Below are 15298 nucleotides of genomic sequence, written 5' to 3'. Positions count from 1 at the left end.
GTCTCCTAGTTGGACGGTAAGGGGCGCGGCCCCGGTGCGTTGCGACGCCGCGCCTATGGATCAGAGAATGGCGGGCAGATTCAACCCGTGCTCCCGCGCGCAGTCCAGCGCGATCTGATAGCCCGCGTCCGCGTGCCGCATGACGCCGGTGGCCGGGTCGTTCCACAACACGCGGGCCAGGCGCGCAGCGGCCTCTTCCGACCCGTCGCAGCAGATCACCATGCCGGAATGCTGGGAAAAGCCCATGCCGACGCCGCCGCCATGGTGCAGCGACACCCAGGTCGCGCCCGAGGCAGTATTCAGCAGCGCGTTCAGCAGCGGCCAGTCGGACACCGCGTCCGAGCCGTCCTGCATCGCCTCGGTCTCGCGGTTGGGCGAAGCGACCGAGCCCGAGTCGAGATGGTCGCGGCCGATGACGATCGGCGCCTTCAGCTCGCCGTTGCGCACCATCTCGTTGAAGGCGAGGCCCAGCTTGTGGCGCAGCCCCAGGCCGACCCAGCAGATCCGCGCCGGCAGGCCCTGGAAGCTGATGCGCTCCTTCGCCATGTCCAGCCAGTTATGCAGATGCGGGTCGTCGACCAGTTCCTTGACGCGTTGGTCGGTCTTGTAGATGTCCTCGGGATCGCCCGACAGCGCCGCCCAGCGGAACGGGCCGATGCCCTTGCAGAACAAGGGCCGGATATAGGCCGGCACGAAGCCCGGGAAGGCGAAGGCGCGCTCGAAGCCCTCTTCCAGCGCCATCTGGCGGATGTTGTTGCCGTAATCGACGGTCGGGATGCCCTGGTCGCTGAAGGCCACCATGGCCTCGACCTGCGTGCGCATGCTGGCGCGGGCGGCGCGTTCAACCGCCTTGGGGTCGGTCTCCTGGCGGGCACGCCATTCGGCGACGGTCCAGCCCTGCGGCAGATAGCCATGCACCGGGTCGTGCGCGCTGGTCTGGTCGGTCACGATGTCGGGGCGCACGCCGCGCTTGACCAGTTCCGGGAACACCTCGGCGGCATTGCCGATCAGCGCCACGGATTTCGCCTCGCCGGCCTTGGTCCAGCGGTCGATCATCTCCAGCGCCTCGTCGAGGCTGTGGGTCTTTTCGTCGACATAGCGGGTGCGCAGGCGGAAATCGGCGCGCGTCTCGTCGCATTCCACCGCCAGGCAGCAGGCCCCGGCCATGACCGCGGCCAGGGGCTGGGCGCCGCCCATGCCGCCAAGCCCGGCGGTCAGGATCCACTTGCCCTTGAGATTGCCGCCGTAATGCTGGCGCCCGGCCTCGACGAAGGTCTCATAGGTGCCCTGAACGATGCCCTGCGAGCCGATATAGATCCACGAGCCGGCGGTCATCTGGCCATACATGGCCAGGCCCTTCTTATCCAGCTCGTTGAAATGGTCCCAGTTCGCCCAATGCGGCACCAGGTTCGAGTTGGCGATCAGCACCCGCGGCGCGTCCTTGTGGGTCTTGAACACGCCGACCGGCTTGCCGGATTGCACCAGCAGGGTCTCGTCCGCCTCCAGCTTCTTCAGGCTGTCGACGATCAGGTCGAAATCCTTCCAAGTGCGGGCGGCGCGGCCGATGCCGCCATAGACCACCAGCTCATGCGGGTTCTCGGCCACGTCGGGATGCAGGTTGTTCATCAGCATCCGCATCGGCGCCTCGGTCAGCCAGCTTTTCGCGGTGATCTCGGTGCCGGTCGGCGGGAAAATGTCGCGGGTATTGTGCCGGGGATTATCCATCTTGGTCTCCGTTCAGGCCAGCATATTGCCGGAAATGATGATGCGTTGAATTTCCGAGGAGCCCTCGTAGATGCGCATGATGCGCAGGTCGCGAACGATCCTCTCGATGGGGAAGTCGCGGGTATAGCCATAGCCGCCATGCAGTTGCAGCGCGGTGTCGGCGATCCTGCCCGCCGCCTCGCTGGCCGCGAGCTTGGCCATGCTGGAGGCAAGCGAAAAACGCCCGCCGTGGTCATGGGCGTTCTGGCGCTGGCGGGCGGCGTCCTGCGACAAGAGCAGCGCCTGGCGATAAGCGACGCCCATGTCGGCGATCATCCAGCGGATGCCCTGCCGGTCGGTAAGCCGCTCGCCGCCGATCACGCGGTCCTTGGCATAGGCGATGGCCGCTTTCATCGCCGCCTCGGCCATGCCCAGGCATTGCGCGGCAACCTCGATGCGGCCGTTGTCCAACACCTGCATGGCGGTGCGAAAGCCCCGGCCCTCCTCGCCCAAGAGCGCGTCCTGGGGCAGGTGGCAGTCGAGGTTCAGGGTGAAGACATGCCCGCCCTTCAGCCCCATGGTCCGCTCGGGCGCGCCCGGCTCCAGCCCCGGCGTGCCCCTGGGCAGGATGAAGGCCGAGATGCCGCGATGGCCCTTCTCGGGGTCGGTCACGGCATAGACGACGATGAAATCCGCCACGCCGCCGTTCGAGATGAAACATTTCGTGCCCTTCAGGTGCCAGCCGTCCTCGGTCCGGCGGGCGCGGGTCTTCATGTCGGCGGGGTCGGAACCGGCAGTCGGCTCGGTCAGGGCGAAGGCCCCCAGCGCCTCTCCGGCGGCGGCTTTCGGCAGCCATTCCTGCTTCTGCGCCTCGGTCCCGCCCAGCAGGATCGAATCGGTCGCCAGGTAATGCGCCGTCAGCGCCGAAGCGGTCGAGCCGCAGGCCCCCGCCACGATCGCCACCGCCCGCAGCAGCGCCGGGGCCGCGATGCCGCTGCCGCCATATTCCTCGGGCAGGTTCGCGCCCATCATCCCGGCCTCGCCCAGAACGGCAAGTTGCTCGTGGACAAAGGCCGAGGTCTCGTCGGTCTCGGCGGCTTTCGGCGCGATCCGCTCGGCGCAGATGCGCTCCAGCACGTCGCAGAACAGCCGTTCCTCCTCGGCCAGCATGTGCCAGTCGTCGCTCATGCGGTCTCCTCCAATCCGAATGCGCGCAGGATCGCGGCACGGTCGCCGCCAAGGCGCGGGGCCGAGGTCTCGGCCACGGGTTTCTCTGCATCGAAGCGCACCGGCTGGCCGACGGTCGGCGCCAGCCCCAGCACCGGATGCGGCAGGCGGCTGACCAGCCCGCGCGTCAGCGCATGCTCGTTGCCCGACGCCTGGGCGATGTCCCAGATCGGCGCGGCGGGCAGCCCGGCGCCGGCCAGCGCCGCGACGGCCTCCTCGGTCGTGCGGTCGCGCGACCAGCTTTCGATCAGGCGCTTGAGCTCGGGCTCATGCGCGGTGCGGCTTTCGTCGCTGGCAAAGCGCGGATCGTCCGCCGCCTCGGGCGCGCCGATCAGCGTGGCGAGCGTGGCGAACTGGCGCGGGTTCAGTACCGCGATCACCACCTGCCCGTCCTGGGTCGCAAAGCAGCCGAAGGGGGTGGACAGGGGATGGCGGTTCCCCACCCGCTGCGGCAGCTGGCCGGCATAGAAATGCAGCGCATGGCTGGTGGTCAGCATGGAAAACAGCGTGTCATACATGGCGACGTCCAGCGTGGCACCCTGCCCCGTGGCGTTGCGGTTGACCAGCGCCGCCATGATCGCCCAGCTTCCGAACAGGCCGGCGATCAGGTCGGCGACGCTTTCGCCGGTCTTCAGCGGCGCGCCGCCTTCCTCGCCCGTGCCGGCCATCAGACCGGACATGGCCTGCACCACCAGGTCATAGGCCGGCAGGTCGCGGAAGGGCCCCTGCTGGCCGAAGCCCGAGATCGAACAATAGACCAGCCGCGGGTTTTCCGCCCGCAGCGCCTCGGCCCCCAGGCCCAGGCGGGCGGCGACACCGGGGCGGAAGTTCTCGACCACCACGTCGACGCGCGCCGCGACGGCCTTGGCCAGCGCCAGATCGCCGGGATCCTTCAGGTCCAGGACCAGGCTTTGCTTGCCGCGGTTGTTCAGCGTGAACAGCGCGCTTTCGCCGTCCTTGAACGGGCCGATATGGCGGTAATCGTCACCGGCGGGAGGTTCCAGCTTGATGACCTCGGCACCCAGGTCGGCCAGAAGCGCGGTGCAATAGGGCCCGGCCAGCACGCGCGACAGGTCCAGCACCTTGATGCCTTGCAGCGGCTTCATGCGCGCAACTCCGGCGCCAGCGCGGCCAGGCGTTCAAGGATCGCCTTCAGCGTCACCCGCAGCGCCTCGGCCTTCTGCTCGTCATAGGCAAAGGGCGGGGCCTCGGTCGCCAGATGCGTCACCTGGGCCAGTTCCATCTGGATGGCGTGGACGCCCTGCCCCGGCTGGCCGTAATGCCGCGTCGTCCAGCCGCCCTTGAAGCGGCCGTTCAGCACATGGCTGCGACCGGTTGCGGCGCAAAGCTCGAAGGTGGCCGCCTCGATGCGCTGGTCGCAGGAGGCGCCGCTGTTGGTGCCGATGTTGAAATCCGGCAGCACGCCCGGAAACAGGAAGGGGATCACCGAGCGGATCGAGTGGCAGTCGTAAAGGATCGCCACGCCGTGACGCGCCTTGACCCGCGCGATCTCGGCCGCCAGCGCCGCGTGATAGGGGGCGTGGAAACCGGCCTTTCGGTCGGCGATCTCCTGGGCCGTGGGTTCCTCGGTCCAGATCGGTTCGCCGTCGAAATCGGTCAGCGGCACAAGACCGGTGGTGTTCTGCCCGGGATAGAGGCTCGCATCGTCCGGCCCGCGATTGGCGTCGATGACATAGCGGTGGAAGGTGGCGCGCACCGTGGTCGCGCCGGGCAGAAGCCCGTCATAGAGCCGATGGATATGCCAGTCGGTATCGGCCAGCACCTGCCCGCGCGGATTCAGCCGGGCGCGGATCTCGTCGGGCAGCCATGTCCCGGTATGCGGCAGGCCCAGGATGACCGGGCTGTCGCCTTGCACGACTTCGACGGGGTTCACGGCCGCACCTCGTCCAGCAGGCTGGCGGGGATGGCGCCGACCAGCACGCCCTCGCGCACCAGGCGCGCCGATTCGGCCAGGTCGGGGGCCAGGTAGCGGTCCTGCTCCAGCGCCGGCACCGTCTGGCGCAGCGCGGCGATCACCGCCTGCAAGGGCGCCGAAGTCTCCAGCGGCGCGCGAAACTCGACGCCCGCGCTGGCGCAAAGCGCCTCGATGCCCAGGATCTGCGCAAGGTTCGCGTTCATGCGTTTCAGCCGCCGCGCGCCATGCGCGGCCATGGACACGTGATCCTCCTGGTTGGCCGAAGTCGGCGTCGAATCGGTGCTGCACGGCGTTGCCAGATGCTTGTTCTCGCTCATCAGCGCCGCCGAGGTCACTTCCGCGATCATCAGGCCCGAATTCAGCCCCGGATCGGGGGTCAGGAAGGGCGGCAGGTCATGGCTCAGCGCCGGATCGACCATCAGCGCGATGCGGCGCTGGGAAATGGCGCCGATCTCGGCGATGGCCAGCGCGATCTGGTCGGCGGCAAAGGCCACCGGCTCGGCATGGAAGTTGCCGCCCGAGACGATGCGGTCGGCGCCCACCAGCACCAGCGGGTTGTCGGTGGCGGCGTTCGATTCGATTTCCAGCGTGCGGGCAGCCTGCCACAGCAGGTCGATGCAGGCGCCCGTCACCTGCGGCTGGCAGCGGATGCAATAGGGATCCTGCACGCGCGTATCACCCTCGCGGTGGCTCTCGCGGATCTCGGAACCTTCCATCAGCGCGCGGATGGTCCGCGCCGCGACGATCTGGCCGCGATGGCCGCGCAGCGTGTGGATCTCGTCCAGGAAGGGCGCGGTCGAGCCCATGATCGCGTCGGTCGAAAGCGAGGACGTGACCAGCGCCGCGCGGGCCGAGGCGAAGGCCTCGAACAGCCCCGCCAAGGCGAAGGCGGTCGAGACCTGCGTGCCGTTGATCAGCGCCAGCCCCTCTTTCGCGGCCAGCACCACGGGCGCGAGGCCGGCGGCGGCCAACGCCTCGGCGGCGGGCATCTCGCGGCCGTCATAGGTTGCGCGGCCCTCGCCCAGCATGGCGGCGGCCATATGCGCCAGCGGCGCCAGATCGCCCGAAGCGCCGACCGAACCCTGCGACGGGATCACCGGCAGCACGCCGCGGGCCAGCATATCCTCGATCAACTGGATCACCTCGGGGCGTACGCCCGAGGCGCCGCGGCCCAGCGACAGAAGCTTCAGCACCATGATCAGGCGCACGGTTTCCGGCTCGACCGGCTCGCCCACGCCGCAGCAATGCGACAGGATCAGGTTCCTTTGCAGCGTCGCCGTATCCCGCGCCGCGATCTTGATCGAGGCGAGCTTGCCGAAGCCGGTATTCACGCCATAGACCGGCGCCTCGCCATTGGCGGCGGCCTCGATGCGCGCCGCCGATTCGGCGATGCCGGGGCGGGCCGAGTCGGCCAGCCGCACGGCCAGCCCCTGGCGCCAGACCTGTTCAAGCTGCGCGAGCGTGGTTTCACCAGGAATAAGGATCAGTTCAGACAAGTTCGCCTCCGACGATGCGGGCATGAAGGGGGTTGAAGCCGATGCGATAGGTCAGTTCGGCCGGATGGCTGATGTCCCAGACCGCCAGGTCGGCGCGCATGCCGGGTGCCAGCCGGCCGCGATCCGCAAGGCCCAGCGCGCGGGCGGCGTGGCGGGTGACGCCGGCCAGGCATTCCGAGGGCGTCATGCGAAACAGCGTCGCGCCCATGTTCATGGTCAGGAGCAAAGAGGTCAGCGGCGAGGTGCCGGGATTGCAATCGGTGGCCAGCGCGATCGGCACGCCGGCCTGGCGCAGGGCGGCCATCGGCGGATATTGCGTCTCGCGCAGGGTATAGAAGGCACCGGGCAGCAGCACCGCCACGGTGCCATGGGCCGCCATGGCCTCGATGCCGTCCGGACCCAGATATTCCAGATGGTCCGCGGACAACGCGCCGTGCTGCGCCGCCATGGCCGCGCCGCCCAGGTCGGAAAGCTGCTCGGCATGCAGCTTGACCGGCAGGCCCAGCCGCGCGGCATGGTCGAAGATGCCGGCCATTTCCTCGCGCGTGAACGCGATGCCCTCGCAGAACCCGTCCACCGCGTCGATCAGCCCCTCGGCATGGCCGCGCTGCATGCCGGCGATCACCACCTCGCGGATATAGCCCGCTCGGTCGTCCTTGTATTCCGGCGGCAGGGCATGGGCGGCCAGCCAGGTGGTGCGCACCGTCACCGGGCGGACCTGCCCGATGCGGCGGGCGACGCGCAGCATCTTCAGCTCGCTGTCGATATCGAGCCCATAGCCCGACTTGATCTCCAGCGTGGTCACGCCCTCGGCCAGCAGCGTATCGACGCGCGGCAGGGCGGATGCCAGCAGCGCCTCCTCATCCGCCGCGCGCGTGGCGCGGACGCTGGACAGGATGCCGCCGCCGGCGCGCGCGATCTCCTCGTAAGAGGCGCCCTCCAGCCGCATCTCGAACTCGCGGGCGCGGTCGCCGCCAAAGACGATATGGGTGTGGCAGTCGATCAGCCCCGGCGTCACCAGCCGCCCGCCCAAGTCGCGGCGCGTCACATCGGCATAGCGCGCCGGCAGCTCTGATTCGGCGCCGATCCAGATGATTCGCCCGGCCTCGATCACCAGCGCGCCCTGCTCGATCAGGCCGTAACTACCTGATTCTTCGCCCATCGTGACAAGCTTGGCGTGGTGGAGAAGCTGCATCGGATCGCATCCCGGATTGATTTCTCGGTCGTTCTATGTCTAAACTTATTTCAACTCTATGTCTAAACTTATTTTGGCACAAAGAAGGGCGACGGGATGACGGTTATCTGGGCGGAGCGGGCCTTGCTGCCCGATGGATGGGCAGAAAATGTCCGGGTGACGGTCGATCGGGGCCGAATCGCCGCGGTGGAAAAGGACACGGCGCCGCAGGGCCATCGCGCGGGCCTGCTGCTGCCGGCGCTTGCGAACCTGCACAGCCACGCCTTCCAGCGCGCCATGGCCGGGCTTTCCGAGGCGAAAGGCCCCGAGCCGCGCGACACCTTCTGGACCTGGCGGCAGATCATGTATCGCTTCCTCGACCACCTGACGCCCGAGGATGTCGAGGCGATCGCCGCACTGGTGCAGATGGAGATGCTGGAGGCCGGCTATGCCACCAATGTCGAGTTCCATTACCTGCACCACCGCCCCGGGGCTGGGCATTACGACAATATCGCCGAGATGGGCGAGCGCATCGCCGCCGCGGCCGGCCGCACCGGCATCGGCCTGACGCTTTTGCCCGTGCATTACCAATTCGGCGGCGTGGATCGCCGGCCGCTCGCCCCCGGCCAGAACCGCTTCGGCACCACGCCCGAGGAGTTCCAGCGCCTGCTGGAAGGCTGCGAGGCGGCGCTGCGGGCCCTGCCCCCGGACGCCGGCATCGGCGTCGCCCCGCATTCGCTGCGCGCCGTCTCGCCCGAGGGGCTGGCGGCCTGCGTCGCACTGCGCCCCGGCCGGCCGCTGCACATGCACCTGGCCGAGCAGGTGCCCGAGATCGAGGAAATCAGCGCCGCCTATGGCCGCCGCCCGGTCGAATGGCTGCTGGAAAACCACAACCCCGACCGGCGCTGGACGCTGATCCACCTGACCCACATGACCGAGGACGAAACCCGCCGCCTGGCCGCCACCGGCGCCGTCGCCGGGCTGTGCCCGATCACCGAATCGTCCTTGGGCGACGGCATCTTCAACGGCACCATCTGGGCCGAGGCGGATGGTCGCATCGGCTTCGGCTCGGACAGCAACATCCGCATCTCGCTGGTGGAGGAGCTGCGGACGCTGGAATACAGCCAGCGCCTGCGCGACCGCGGCCGGGCGATCCTGGCCGAGCCGGGGCGCTCGACCGGGCGGGTGATCTACGAGGCGGGGATGGACGGCGGCGCCACGGCGGCGGGGCGCGAGACCGGGGCGATCCGGCCGGGGCTCTGGGCCGACCTGGTCGCGGTCGGGCTGGACAACCCGGTCATGGCCGGCCGCAAGGGCGACCAGATGCTCGACAGCCTGGTCTTTGCCGGCCATGACGGGCTGGTCCGCGACACCTGGTCGGCGGGCCGCCATGTCGTGAACGATGGCCGGCATATGGACCGCGACCGCATCATCGCCGATTATCTGGCGACCATCGCCCGGCTTCAGGAACGCATGTGACCGAAAGACACTCCTCCAAGGCGCAAGCCATCACCAGCGAGGTGCGACGCCGCATCGTGGACCGCGAATGGCGGCAGGGCGACCGCATCCCGGACGAGGCCGAACTGGCCGTCGAGTTCGGCGTCGCCCGCGCCACGGTGAACAAGGCCCTGCAAATGCTGGCCGAAGAGGGGCTTTTGGACCGCAAGCGCCGGGCGGGCACGCATGTGACGGTGAACCCGGCCCGCAAGGCCACGCTGACCATCCCCATCGTGCGCGAGCAGATCGAGCAGGCGGGGATGGAATACAGCCACCGCGTCGTCGCGCAGCGCCGCAGCCCGTTGCCGGCCGATGTCGCCGCCCGCATGGCCCTGCCCGAGGGGCGCGAGCTGATCCACCTGCGCACCGTGCATTACGGCGACGACAGGCCCTTCCAGGCCGAGGACCGCTGGATCAACCCCGCCGCCGCGCCGGGCGCCGAGACGGTGGATTTCCAGCGCATCACCGCGAACGAATGGCTGGTCAGGAACTTTCCCTGGCTGCATGCCGACATGGCATTCTCGGCCGAGAATGCCAGCGCCCGCGACGCGCGGCTGCTGGAGACGCGGCAGGGCACCGCGCTTCTGATCCTGCAACGCACCACCTTCAACGACCTGGGCGCCATCACCTCGGTCCGGGTGGCCTTTCATCCCGGCTATGCCATGATCGCAACGCACTAGGCACCCGCGCCGGCTTCACTTTGCGCGGTCCTTCGCCTAATAGGCTGGCAATCCCAAAAAGGAAAAGCCATGGCCAGCGCCAATCTCAACATCATGATCAAGGCCGCGCGCAAGGCGGGCCGCAGTCTCGTCAAGGACTTCCGCGAGGTCGAGAACCTGCAGGTCTCGGTCAAGGGCGCGGGCGATTTCGTCAGCCGCGCCGACCGCGAGGCCGAGCGCATCATCAAGGAAGAACTGCGCACCGCGCGCCCGAATTACGGCTGGATCGGCGAGGAGACCGGCGAGGAAGCCGGCGAAGACCCGACCCGGCGCTGGATCGTCGATCCGCTGGACGGCACGACGAACTTCCTGCACGGGTTGCCGCATTGGGCGGTCAGCATCGCCTTGGAGCACAAGGGCGAGATCGTCGCCGCCGTGGTCTTCGACGCCGCCAAGGACGAGCTGTTCACCGCCGAGCGCGGCGACGGCGCCTTCCTGAACGACCGCCGCATCCGCGTCTCGGGCCGCCGGCAGATGATCGAATCGATCTTTGCCACCGGCGTGCCCTTTGCCGGGCGCGGCACCCTGCCCGCCACGCTGCGCGACCTCAGCCGGCTGATGCCGCTGACCGCGGGTGTCCGGCGCTGGGGCGCCGCCTCGCTGGACCTGGCCTATGTCGCGGCCGGCCGCTACGAGGGCTATTGGGAACGCGGCATCAAGTCCTGGGACGTGGCCGCCGGCATCCTGCTGGTGAAAGAGGCCGGCGGCTTCGTCGAATCGATCCGGCCCGAGCAGAGCCCGATCGAATCGGGCTCGATCGTCGCCGCCAACCCGCAGCTTTTCGACGAGTTCGCAGGATTGGTGCGTCAGCGCGACTGAGCCCGGCTTGACCTTTGTCGCGCCCAAGGGCATGGGCGGATCTCAAGACTGGGATACGCGCCATGCCCGAACACCACCCGACGGGGCCGTTGACGGCCCCGGCACCCCGCTCGCCTGCCGCGCCGGAGCCGCCGGGCGGGCCGCCGCGCACCGACAGGCAGGGCGCGGCGATCCTGATGATCTGCGCCTCGGCGCTGATCTTCGCGGCCCAGGACGGCGTCTCGCGCCACCTGGCCGCGGTCTATTCCCCCGTCTTCATCGTCATGCTGCGCTATTGGTTCTTCGCGGCATTCGTGGTCCTGCTTTGCGCCCGCGCGCCGGGCGGGCTGGGCCGGGCGATCCGCTCGGGCCGGCCCCTGACGCAGATCTTCCGCGGCGTGCTGCTGGTGGCCGAGGTCGTGCTGATGATCGAGGCCTTCGTGCGCATGGGGCTGATCAACACCCATGCGATCTTCATCTGCTACCCGCTGATGATCTCGGCGCTTTCGGGGCCGCTTCTGGGCGAAAAGGTGGGCTGGCGCCGCTGGGCCGCGGTCGCGGTGGGCTTTCTCGGCATCCTGATCGTGCTGAAGCCGGGCAGCGGCGTTTTCAGCGCCGATGCGATGCTGCCGCTGACGGGGGCGGCGATGTTCGCGGTCTACGGGCTGCTGACGCGCTTGGTCTCGCGCGAGGACAGCGCCGTGACCAGCTTTTTCTGGACCGGCATCGCGGGCGCGGGCGCCGTCACCCTGATCGGCATCTGGCATTGGGAGCCGATGGCCAGCGAAGACATCCCCTGGCTGCTGGTGCTGTGCTTTTCAGGGGTGGCGGGGCATTTCCTGCTGATCAAGGCCTATGAGCTGGCCGAAGCCTCGGCGCTGCAGCCGTTTTCCTATACCCAGCTGGTCTGGGTCAGCATCTTCGGCGTGACGGTATTCGGCGAGACGCTGGCGCCGAATGTCGCCATCGGCGGGCTGATCGTCGTCGGCGCCGGCCTGTTCACCTGGTGGCGCTCGTATCAGCGCGAGCGGGCCGGGCGGCGCTGAGCGGAGCGGCGCTGGCCTCCTCGACCGGCGCCGGGCCCAGCACCTCGGCCAGCACCCCGCCGGCGGCATAGGCCACCAACCGCCGCACCGGCATCGGCGGCCGGGCCGAGGCCACCAGCCTGATGGGCGGCGGCGCGGGCGCCGGCTTCATGCCGCCCCCGGTCAGATCCCATGTCGGCAGCAGCGGCACCGGCGCGCCCTTGATGCGGGCGCGATAGATGGGCAGCGCCTCGGCCACGCGCATGACGTAGTTGCGCGTCTCGTCAAAGGGGATCATCTCGACCCAATCGACCGGGTCCACCTGCCCGCGCAGGTCGCCGAACTCGTCCAGCCAGCGGGCCGAGCGCCCTGGCCCGGCATTGTAGCCCGCCGCCACCAGCGCGATCGACGGGCCGAAACGGTCGCGCAAGCCGGCCAGATAGGCCGCGCCCAGCCGGGCGTTATAGGCGGCGTCGCGGGTCAGCCGCGCCTGATCGAAGGGCTCGCCGACCTTGCGCGCCATGGAACGCGCGGTGTCGGGCATGACCTGCATCAACCCCAGCGCCCCGGCATGCGAGGACACGGTATGGTTGAACTCGCTTTCCCGCCGGGCGATGGCCATGACCAGTTCGGGCGGCAGGCCCAGCTCGGCCTGCTCCAGCCCGGTCAGCGGGAAATAGGCGGCCGGATAGACCGCACCCTTGGCCGCGGCGGCCTTGGCCAGCCGCAGCGCGTGCCAGGGCAGCCGCATCTCCAGCATCATCCGCGCCATGCGGCCGATATCCTCGGCCGCGGCGGTCTCGGCCAGGTGCAGGAAGAAGCGCGCGCCCTGGTCGGTCTCGCCCGCCGCCAGCAGCCAGGTGCCGGCCTGCCAGACCGGGCTGTCGCGCAGGGCGCTGCCGCGCCACTCGGGCAGGCTGGCCTCGCTGCGCCCGGCGATGGCCAGGCCGGGCTGCATCGGCAGGCCCAGCCTTTCGGCGGCAAGCTGGCCATACCAGGCGGATTGATATGCCGCGGCACGGGCATAGGCCGCATCGGCGCCGGCCTCGTCACCCCCGGCCTCCAGCGCCCGGCCCTGCCAGTAATGTGCGCGGGACAGGGAAATCGGGCTCGCCACCGCGCTTTCCAGCGTGCGGAAATGCTGAAGTGCCCGGTCCGGCGCGCCGCCGCGCAGCGCGGCATAGCCCGCAAGCCATTCCAGGTCGGAAAAGGCATCGCTGCCCTGCGGCAGGAAATGCCCGGCAGCCAGCCTCTCGGCCAGGGCCCAGTCGCCCTGCCGCAGCGCCAGGCGCGCGTAATCGGCACGCTTGCCGGCCCAGGCCGCGGGATCGCGCAGCGCCTCGGCGCTGGTCGAGCGTTCCAGCATCAACGCGCGCGCGAGATCGGGCATCTTGGCCCAGACCCGCCAGCGGAAGCGGTCGAGCGCCAAGCCCGCATCATCCCGTTGCGCCTCGGGCAGGGCCAGGATCAGCGCATCCACCCCGGCCTGCCCCGATTGCAACGCCAGCCGCGCGCGGCCCAGGGCCTGCGCGGGACCCGAGGCCATGGGCAGCACCACCTGCGCCGCCTGCCATTCGCCCAGGTCCAGAAGCCGCATCAGCCGCGCGTCGTGCAGCCCCGCCACCTCGGCGCCATGGGCGGCCAGAAAGGCATCGGCCTCAGGCTTGGTCAGCGCCTGCTCGGTCCAGAACCGCGCGATCTCGGCCTTCGCGGCCATGGGATCGGTTGCCTGCAAGGCCGCGATCAGCGCCGTGGCGCCGTTCAGCGTATCGGGCCGGCGGGTGCCGAACCATTGGATCACCTCGGCCGGGGCCAGGTCGGGGCGCAGCACCGCGTCGCCGCGCTTCCAGAACAGCGCCATGCCGGGCCAATCCGCATGGCGCCGGGCAAAGTCGCGATATTCCGGCCAGCTGCCCTGCCCGGCCCGCAGCCGCTGCCAGGCGACCAGGTCGCGGGCGATGGGCCCCGAGGCTTCGGCCTCGGCCGCAGCGGTGGTCCAGTCGCGCATCGCCGCCGCCGCCAGGGCGCGGGACAGGCGCCCGGCATCCTCGGCCCCGGCCGGCGGGGCAAGGCTCAGGGCAAGGGCCAATGCCGGCCCGAGGATCCTGTCACGGAAAGGATACATCATGGCCCCATTTCTGCGAGGTTCCGCCGGGCGGCGCAACTCACATCCTTGGCAATCCGCGCATCCGCATGTAAGCCGCCATCAGAGGCAAATTCAGGATACCCACATGTTCAGAGGCTCGCTGCCCGCGCTGGTCACGCCCTTCACCCCGGACGGGGAGCTGGATCTCCCCGCGCTGGAAAAGCTTGTCGAGTGGCATGTCGACCAGGGCAGCCACGGGCTGGTGCCCGTCGGCACCACCGGCGAAAGCCCGACGCTGAGCCATGAGGAGCACCGCCAGGTCATCGAAGAGGTGGTGCGTATGGCCGCCGGCCGCATCCCGGTCATCGCCGGCGCCGGCTCGAACTCGACGCGCGAGGGGATCGGGCTGGTGCAGCACGCGCAGGCCGCGGGGGCCGACGCGGCACTGGTGGTGACGCCCTATTACAACAAGCCGACCCAGGCCGGGCTGATCGCGCATTACACCGCGCTGCACGACGCGAGCGACCTGCCGATCATCATCTACAACATCCCCGGCCGCTCGGTCATCGACATGACGCCCGACACCATGGGCGAACTGGCCAGGCTGCCGCGCATCATCGGCGTCAAGGACGCGACCGGCAAGCTCGAGCGGGTCAGCCAGCAGCGCGCCGCCTGCGGCAAGGATTTCGTCCAGCTTTCCGGCGAGGACGCCACCGCGCTCGGCTTCAACGCCCATGGCGGGGTGGGCTGCATCTCGGTCACGGCGAACGTGGCCCCGAAGCTTTGCGCCGAGTTCCAGGAGGCGACGCTGGCGGGCGATTACGCCAGGGCGCTGGACTACCAGGACCGGCTCATGCCGCTGCACGAGGCGATCTTTGTCGAGCCGGGCGTCGCCGGAGCGAAATACGCCATGTCGCGGCTGGGGCTTTGCAGCGACGCCGTACGCCTGCCGCTGGTCGCGCTGACCGATGCGACCAAGGCCCGGATCGACGCGGCCCTGGTTCACGCCGGGCTGATCTGAACCGCGCATCAGGCCGGACGAGAGGGGGGCGGGGTTTCCGCTCCTTTTTCATGGCCGGCCCGGCGGGACCGGCACAGCCGGGGGCTTTGCGCCCCCGGACCCCCGCAGGATATTTGGCCAAGGAAGAACCCAAGGAAGGCGCAGGGCGGCTCCCGCTTCTTTCTTGTCCAAATATCCTGGGGGAGCGCGGAACGCGCGGGGGCAAGGCCCCCATGCTAGAGCACCGCCAGGCTAGTTCCGCGCCTGCCGGTCGACCAGGCTTTCCTTGTCCGGGTCGCAGAAGGTCGCCCAGTCCTTGCCGGGCGCCGGGCGGGGCAGCTCGTCGCGGCTCCAGCCCAGATGCATATGCGCCTTGGCGATGAAATAACCGGTGACCGGCGCGGTCAGGAACAGGAACAGCGTGATCAGCAGCTCGTGCCAGGTCAGCACGCCATGACGGGCGGGGAACCAGATCAGCGAGGCGATCAGCACCGCCCCCACGCCCAGCGTCGCCGATTTCGTCGGCGCATGCAGGCGGGTCATCGGGTCGGGCAGCTTGACCAGCCCGTAGGAGCCGACAAGGCCGAAGAACCCGCCCAGCACCAGCAGGACCGAGACGACGATTTCCGCGATCAT

The 15298-nt window shown here is 69.4% G+C and carries 13 protein-coding genes; 5 read left to right on the top strand and 8 right to left on the bottom strand.

Translation table 11 applies throughout. The features are described from left to right. Positions 1-60 precede the first annotated feature (60 nt). Genes hutU through hutI form a run of 6 tightly spaced genes read right to left on the bottom strand, consistent with a single transcriptional unit; the run spans position 61 to position 7558 of the window. A complete protein-coding gene (gene hutU, locus ACNKFW_RS03945; RefSeq protein WP_147427678.1) occupies positions 61-1725 on the bottom strand; it encodes a urocanate hydratase in 1665 nt (554 codons plus the stop codon). 12 nt (positions 1726-1737) lie between these two features. Beyond that, positions 1738-2892, bottom strand: coding sequence for an acyl-CoA dehydrogenase family protein (locus ACNKFW_RS03940; protein ID WP_024843856.1), 1155 nt, complete (start codon positions 2890-2892; stop codon positions 1738-1740). After that, positions 2889-4037, bottom strand: coding sequence for a CaiB/BaiF CoA transferase family protein (locus ACNKFW_RS03935; protein ID WP_147427677.1), 1149 nt, complete (start codon positions 4035-4037; stop codon positions 2889-2891). The genes ACNKFW_RS03940 and ACNKFW_RS03935 overlap by 4 nt, the downstream gene beginning before the upstream one ends. Next, the gene (hutG, locus tag ACNKFW_RS03930; RefSeq protein ID WP_147427676.1) at positions 4034-4825 is read right to left on the bottom strand and encodes an N-formylglutamate deformylase; all 792 of its coding nucleotides are present in this window, start codon (positions 4823-4825) and stop codon (positions 4034-4036) included. Before hutG ends, ACNKFW_RS03935 begins: the two co-directional genes overlap by 4 nt. Further along, positions 4822-6387 carry a histidine ammonia-lyase gene (gene hutH / locus ACNKFW_RS03925; protein ID WP_208852067.1) on the bottom strand — a complete coding sequence of 522 codons (1566 nt, stop codon included), beginning with the start codon at positions 6385-6387 and terminating at the stop codon, positions 4822-4824. Before hutH ends, hutG begins: the two co-directional genes overlap by 4 nt. Continuing rightward, the gene (gene hutI, locus ACNKFW_RS03920; protein WP_024843860.1) at positions 6356-7558 is read right to left on the bottom strand and encodes an imidazolonepropionase; all 1203 of its coding nucleotides are present in this window, start codon (positions 7556-7558) and stop codon (positions 6356-6358) included. The genes hutH and hutI overlap by 32 nt, the downstream gene beginning before the upstream one ends. Positions 7559-7654: 96 nt before the next feature. Here hutI and ACNKFW_RS03915 point away from each other — a divergent pair, with 96 nt between their 5' ends. From ACNKFW_RS03915 to ACNKFW_RS03900, 4 genes are all read left to right on the top strand, one after another. Further along, positions 7655-9016: a formimidoylglutamate deiminase gene (locus ACNKFW_RS03915; RefSeq protein WP_024843861.1), complete on the top strand. Its 1362-nt coding sequence runs from the start codon at positions 7655-7657 to the stop codon at positions 9014-9016. Next, the gene (locus ACNKFW_RS03910; protein ID WP_024843862.1) at positions 9013-9714 is read left to right on the top strand and encodes a GntR family transcriptional regulator; all 702 of its coding nucleotides are present in this window, start codon (positions 9013-9015) and stop codon (positions 9712-9714) included. The genes ACNKFW_RS03915 and ACNKFW_RS03910 overlap by 4 nt, the downstream gene beginning before the upstream one ends. 69 nt (positions 9715-9783) lie before the next feature. Next, the gene (locus ACNKFW_RS03905; RefSeq protein ID WP_024843863.1) at positions 9784-10572 is read left to right on the top strand and encodes an inositol monophosphatase family protein; all 789 of its coding nucleotides are present in this window, start codon (positions 9784-9786) and stop codon (positions 10570-10572) included. A 62-nt stretch (positions 10573-10634) separates the two neighbouring features. After that, entirely contained in the window at positions 10635-11597 is a 963-nt protein-coding gene (locus tag ACNKFW_RS03900) for a DMT family transporter (RefSeq protein WP_024843864.1), read from the top strand. On the opposite strand, the gene ACNKFW_RS03895 is transcribed toward ACNKFW_RS03900, so the two are convergent. Further along, positions 11551-13704 (bottom strand): lytic transglycosylase domain-containing protein, encoded by a 2154-nt coding sequence (locus tag ACNKFW_RS03895; RefSeq protein ID WP_244314548.1) that lies wholly within the window; start codon positions 13702-13704, stop codon positions 11551-11553. The two genes, ACNKFW_RS03900 and ACNKFW_RS03895, sit on opposite strands and share 47 nt — an antisense overlap. Positions 13705-13807: 103 nt before the next feature. Here ACNKFW_RS03895 and dapA point away from each other — a divergent pair, with 103 nt between their 5' ends. Next, complete coding sequence (dapA, locus tag ACNKFW_RS03890) at positions 13808-14683, top strand: 4-hydroxy-tetrahydrodipicolinate synthase (RefSeq protein WP_147427673.1); 876 nt, start codon at positions 13808-13810, stop codon at positions 14681-14683. Positions 14684-14914: 231 nt separating this feature from the next. On the opposite strand, the gene ACNKFW_RS03885 is transcribed toward dapA, so the two are convergent. Further along, positions 14915-15298, bottom strand: coding sequence for a Na+/H+ antiporter subunit G (locus ACNKFW_RS03885; RefSeq protein ID WP_147427672.1), 384 nt, complete (start codon positions 15296-15298; stop codon positions 14915-14917).

It is taken from the genome of Paracoccus sp. TD-10, from assembly GCF_048270675.1.
Lineage (GTDB): Bacteria > Pseudomonadota > Alphaproteobacteria > Rhodobacterales > Rhodobacteraceae > Paracoccus > Paracoccus pantotrophus.
The sequence above is the reverse complement of the archived record's forward strand: the minus strand, read 5'-3'. Positions and strand labels throughout refer to the sequence as shown.

Bases quoted from the DNA above. Each gene is read 5' to 3' on its own strand.
- ACNKFW_RS03915 (WP_024843861.1), top strand. From the start codon at position 7,655: ATGACGGTTATCTGGGCGGAGCGGGCCTTGCTGCCCGATGGATGGGCA.
- hutI (WP_024843860.1), bottom strand. From the start codon at position 7,558: ATGCAGCTTCTCCACCACGCCAAGCTTGTCACGATGGGCGAAGAATCA.
- ACNKFW_RS03940 (WP_024843856.1), bottom strand. From the start codon at position 2,892: ATGAGCGACGACTGGCACATGCTGGCCGAGGAGGAACGGCTGTTCTGC.
- ACNKFW_RS03900 (WP_024843864.1), top strand. From the start codon at position 10,635: ATGCCCGAACACCACCCGACGGGGCCGTTGACGGCCCCGGCACCCCGC.
- ACNKFW_RS03885 (WP_147427672.1), bottom strand. From the start codon at position 15,298: ATGATCGCGGAAATCGTCGTCTCGGTCCTGCTGGTGCTGGGCGGGTTC.
- ACNKFW_RS03895 (WP_244314548.1), bottom strand. From the start codon at position 13,704: ATGATGTATCCTTTCCGTGACAGGATCCTCGGGCCGGCATTGGCCCTT.
- hutH (WP_208852067.1), bottom strand. From the start codon at position 6,387: ATGCCCGCATCGTCGGAGGCGAACTTGTCTGAACTGATCCTTATTCCT.
- hutU (WP_147427678.1), bottom strand. From the start codon at position 1,725: ATGGATAATCCCCGGCACAATACCCGCGACATTTTCCCGCCGACCGGC.
- dapA (WP_147427673.1), top strand. From the start codon at position 13,808: ATGTTCAGAGGCTCGCTGCCCGCGCTGGTCACGCCCTTCACCCCGGAC.
- ACNKFW_RS03905 (WP_024843863.1), top strand. From the start codon at position 9,784: ATGGCCAGCGCCAATCTCAACATCATGATCAAGGCCGCGCGCAAGGCG.
- ACNKFW_RS03935 (WP_147427677.1), bottom strand. From the start codon at position 4,037: ATGAAGCCGCTGCAAGGCATCAAGGTGCTGGACCTGTCGCGCGTGCTG.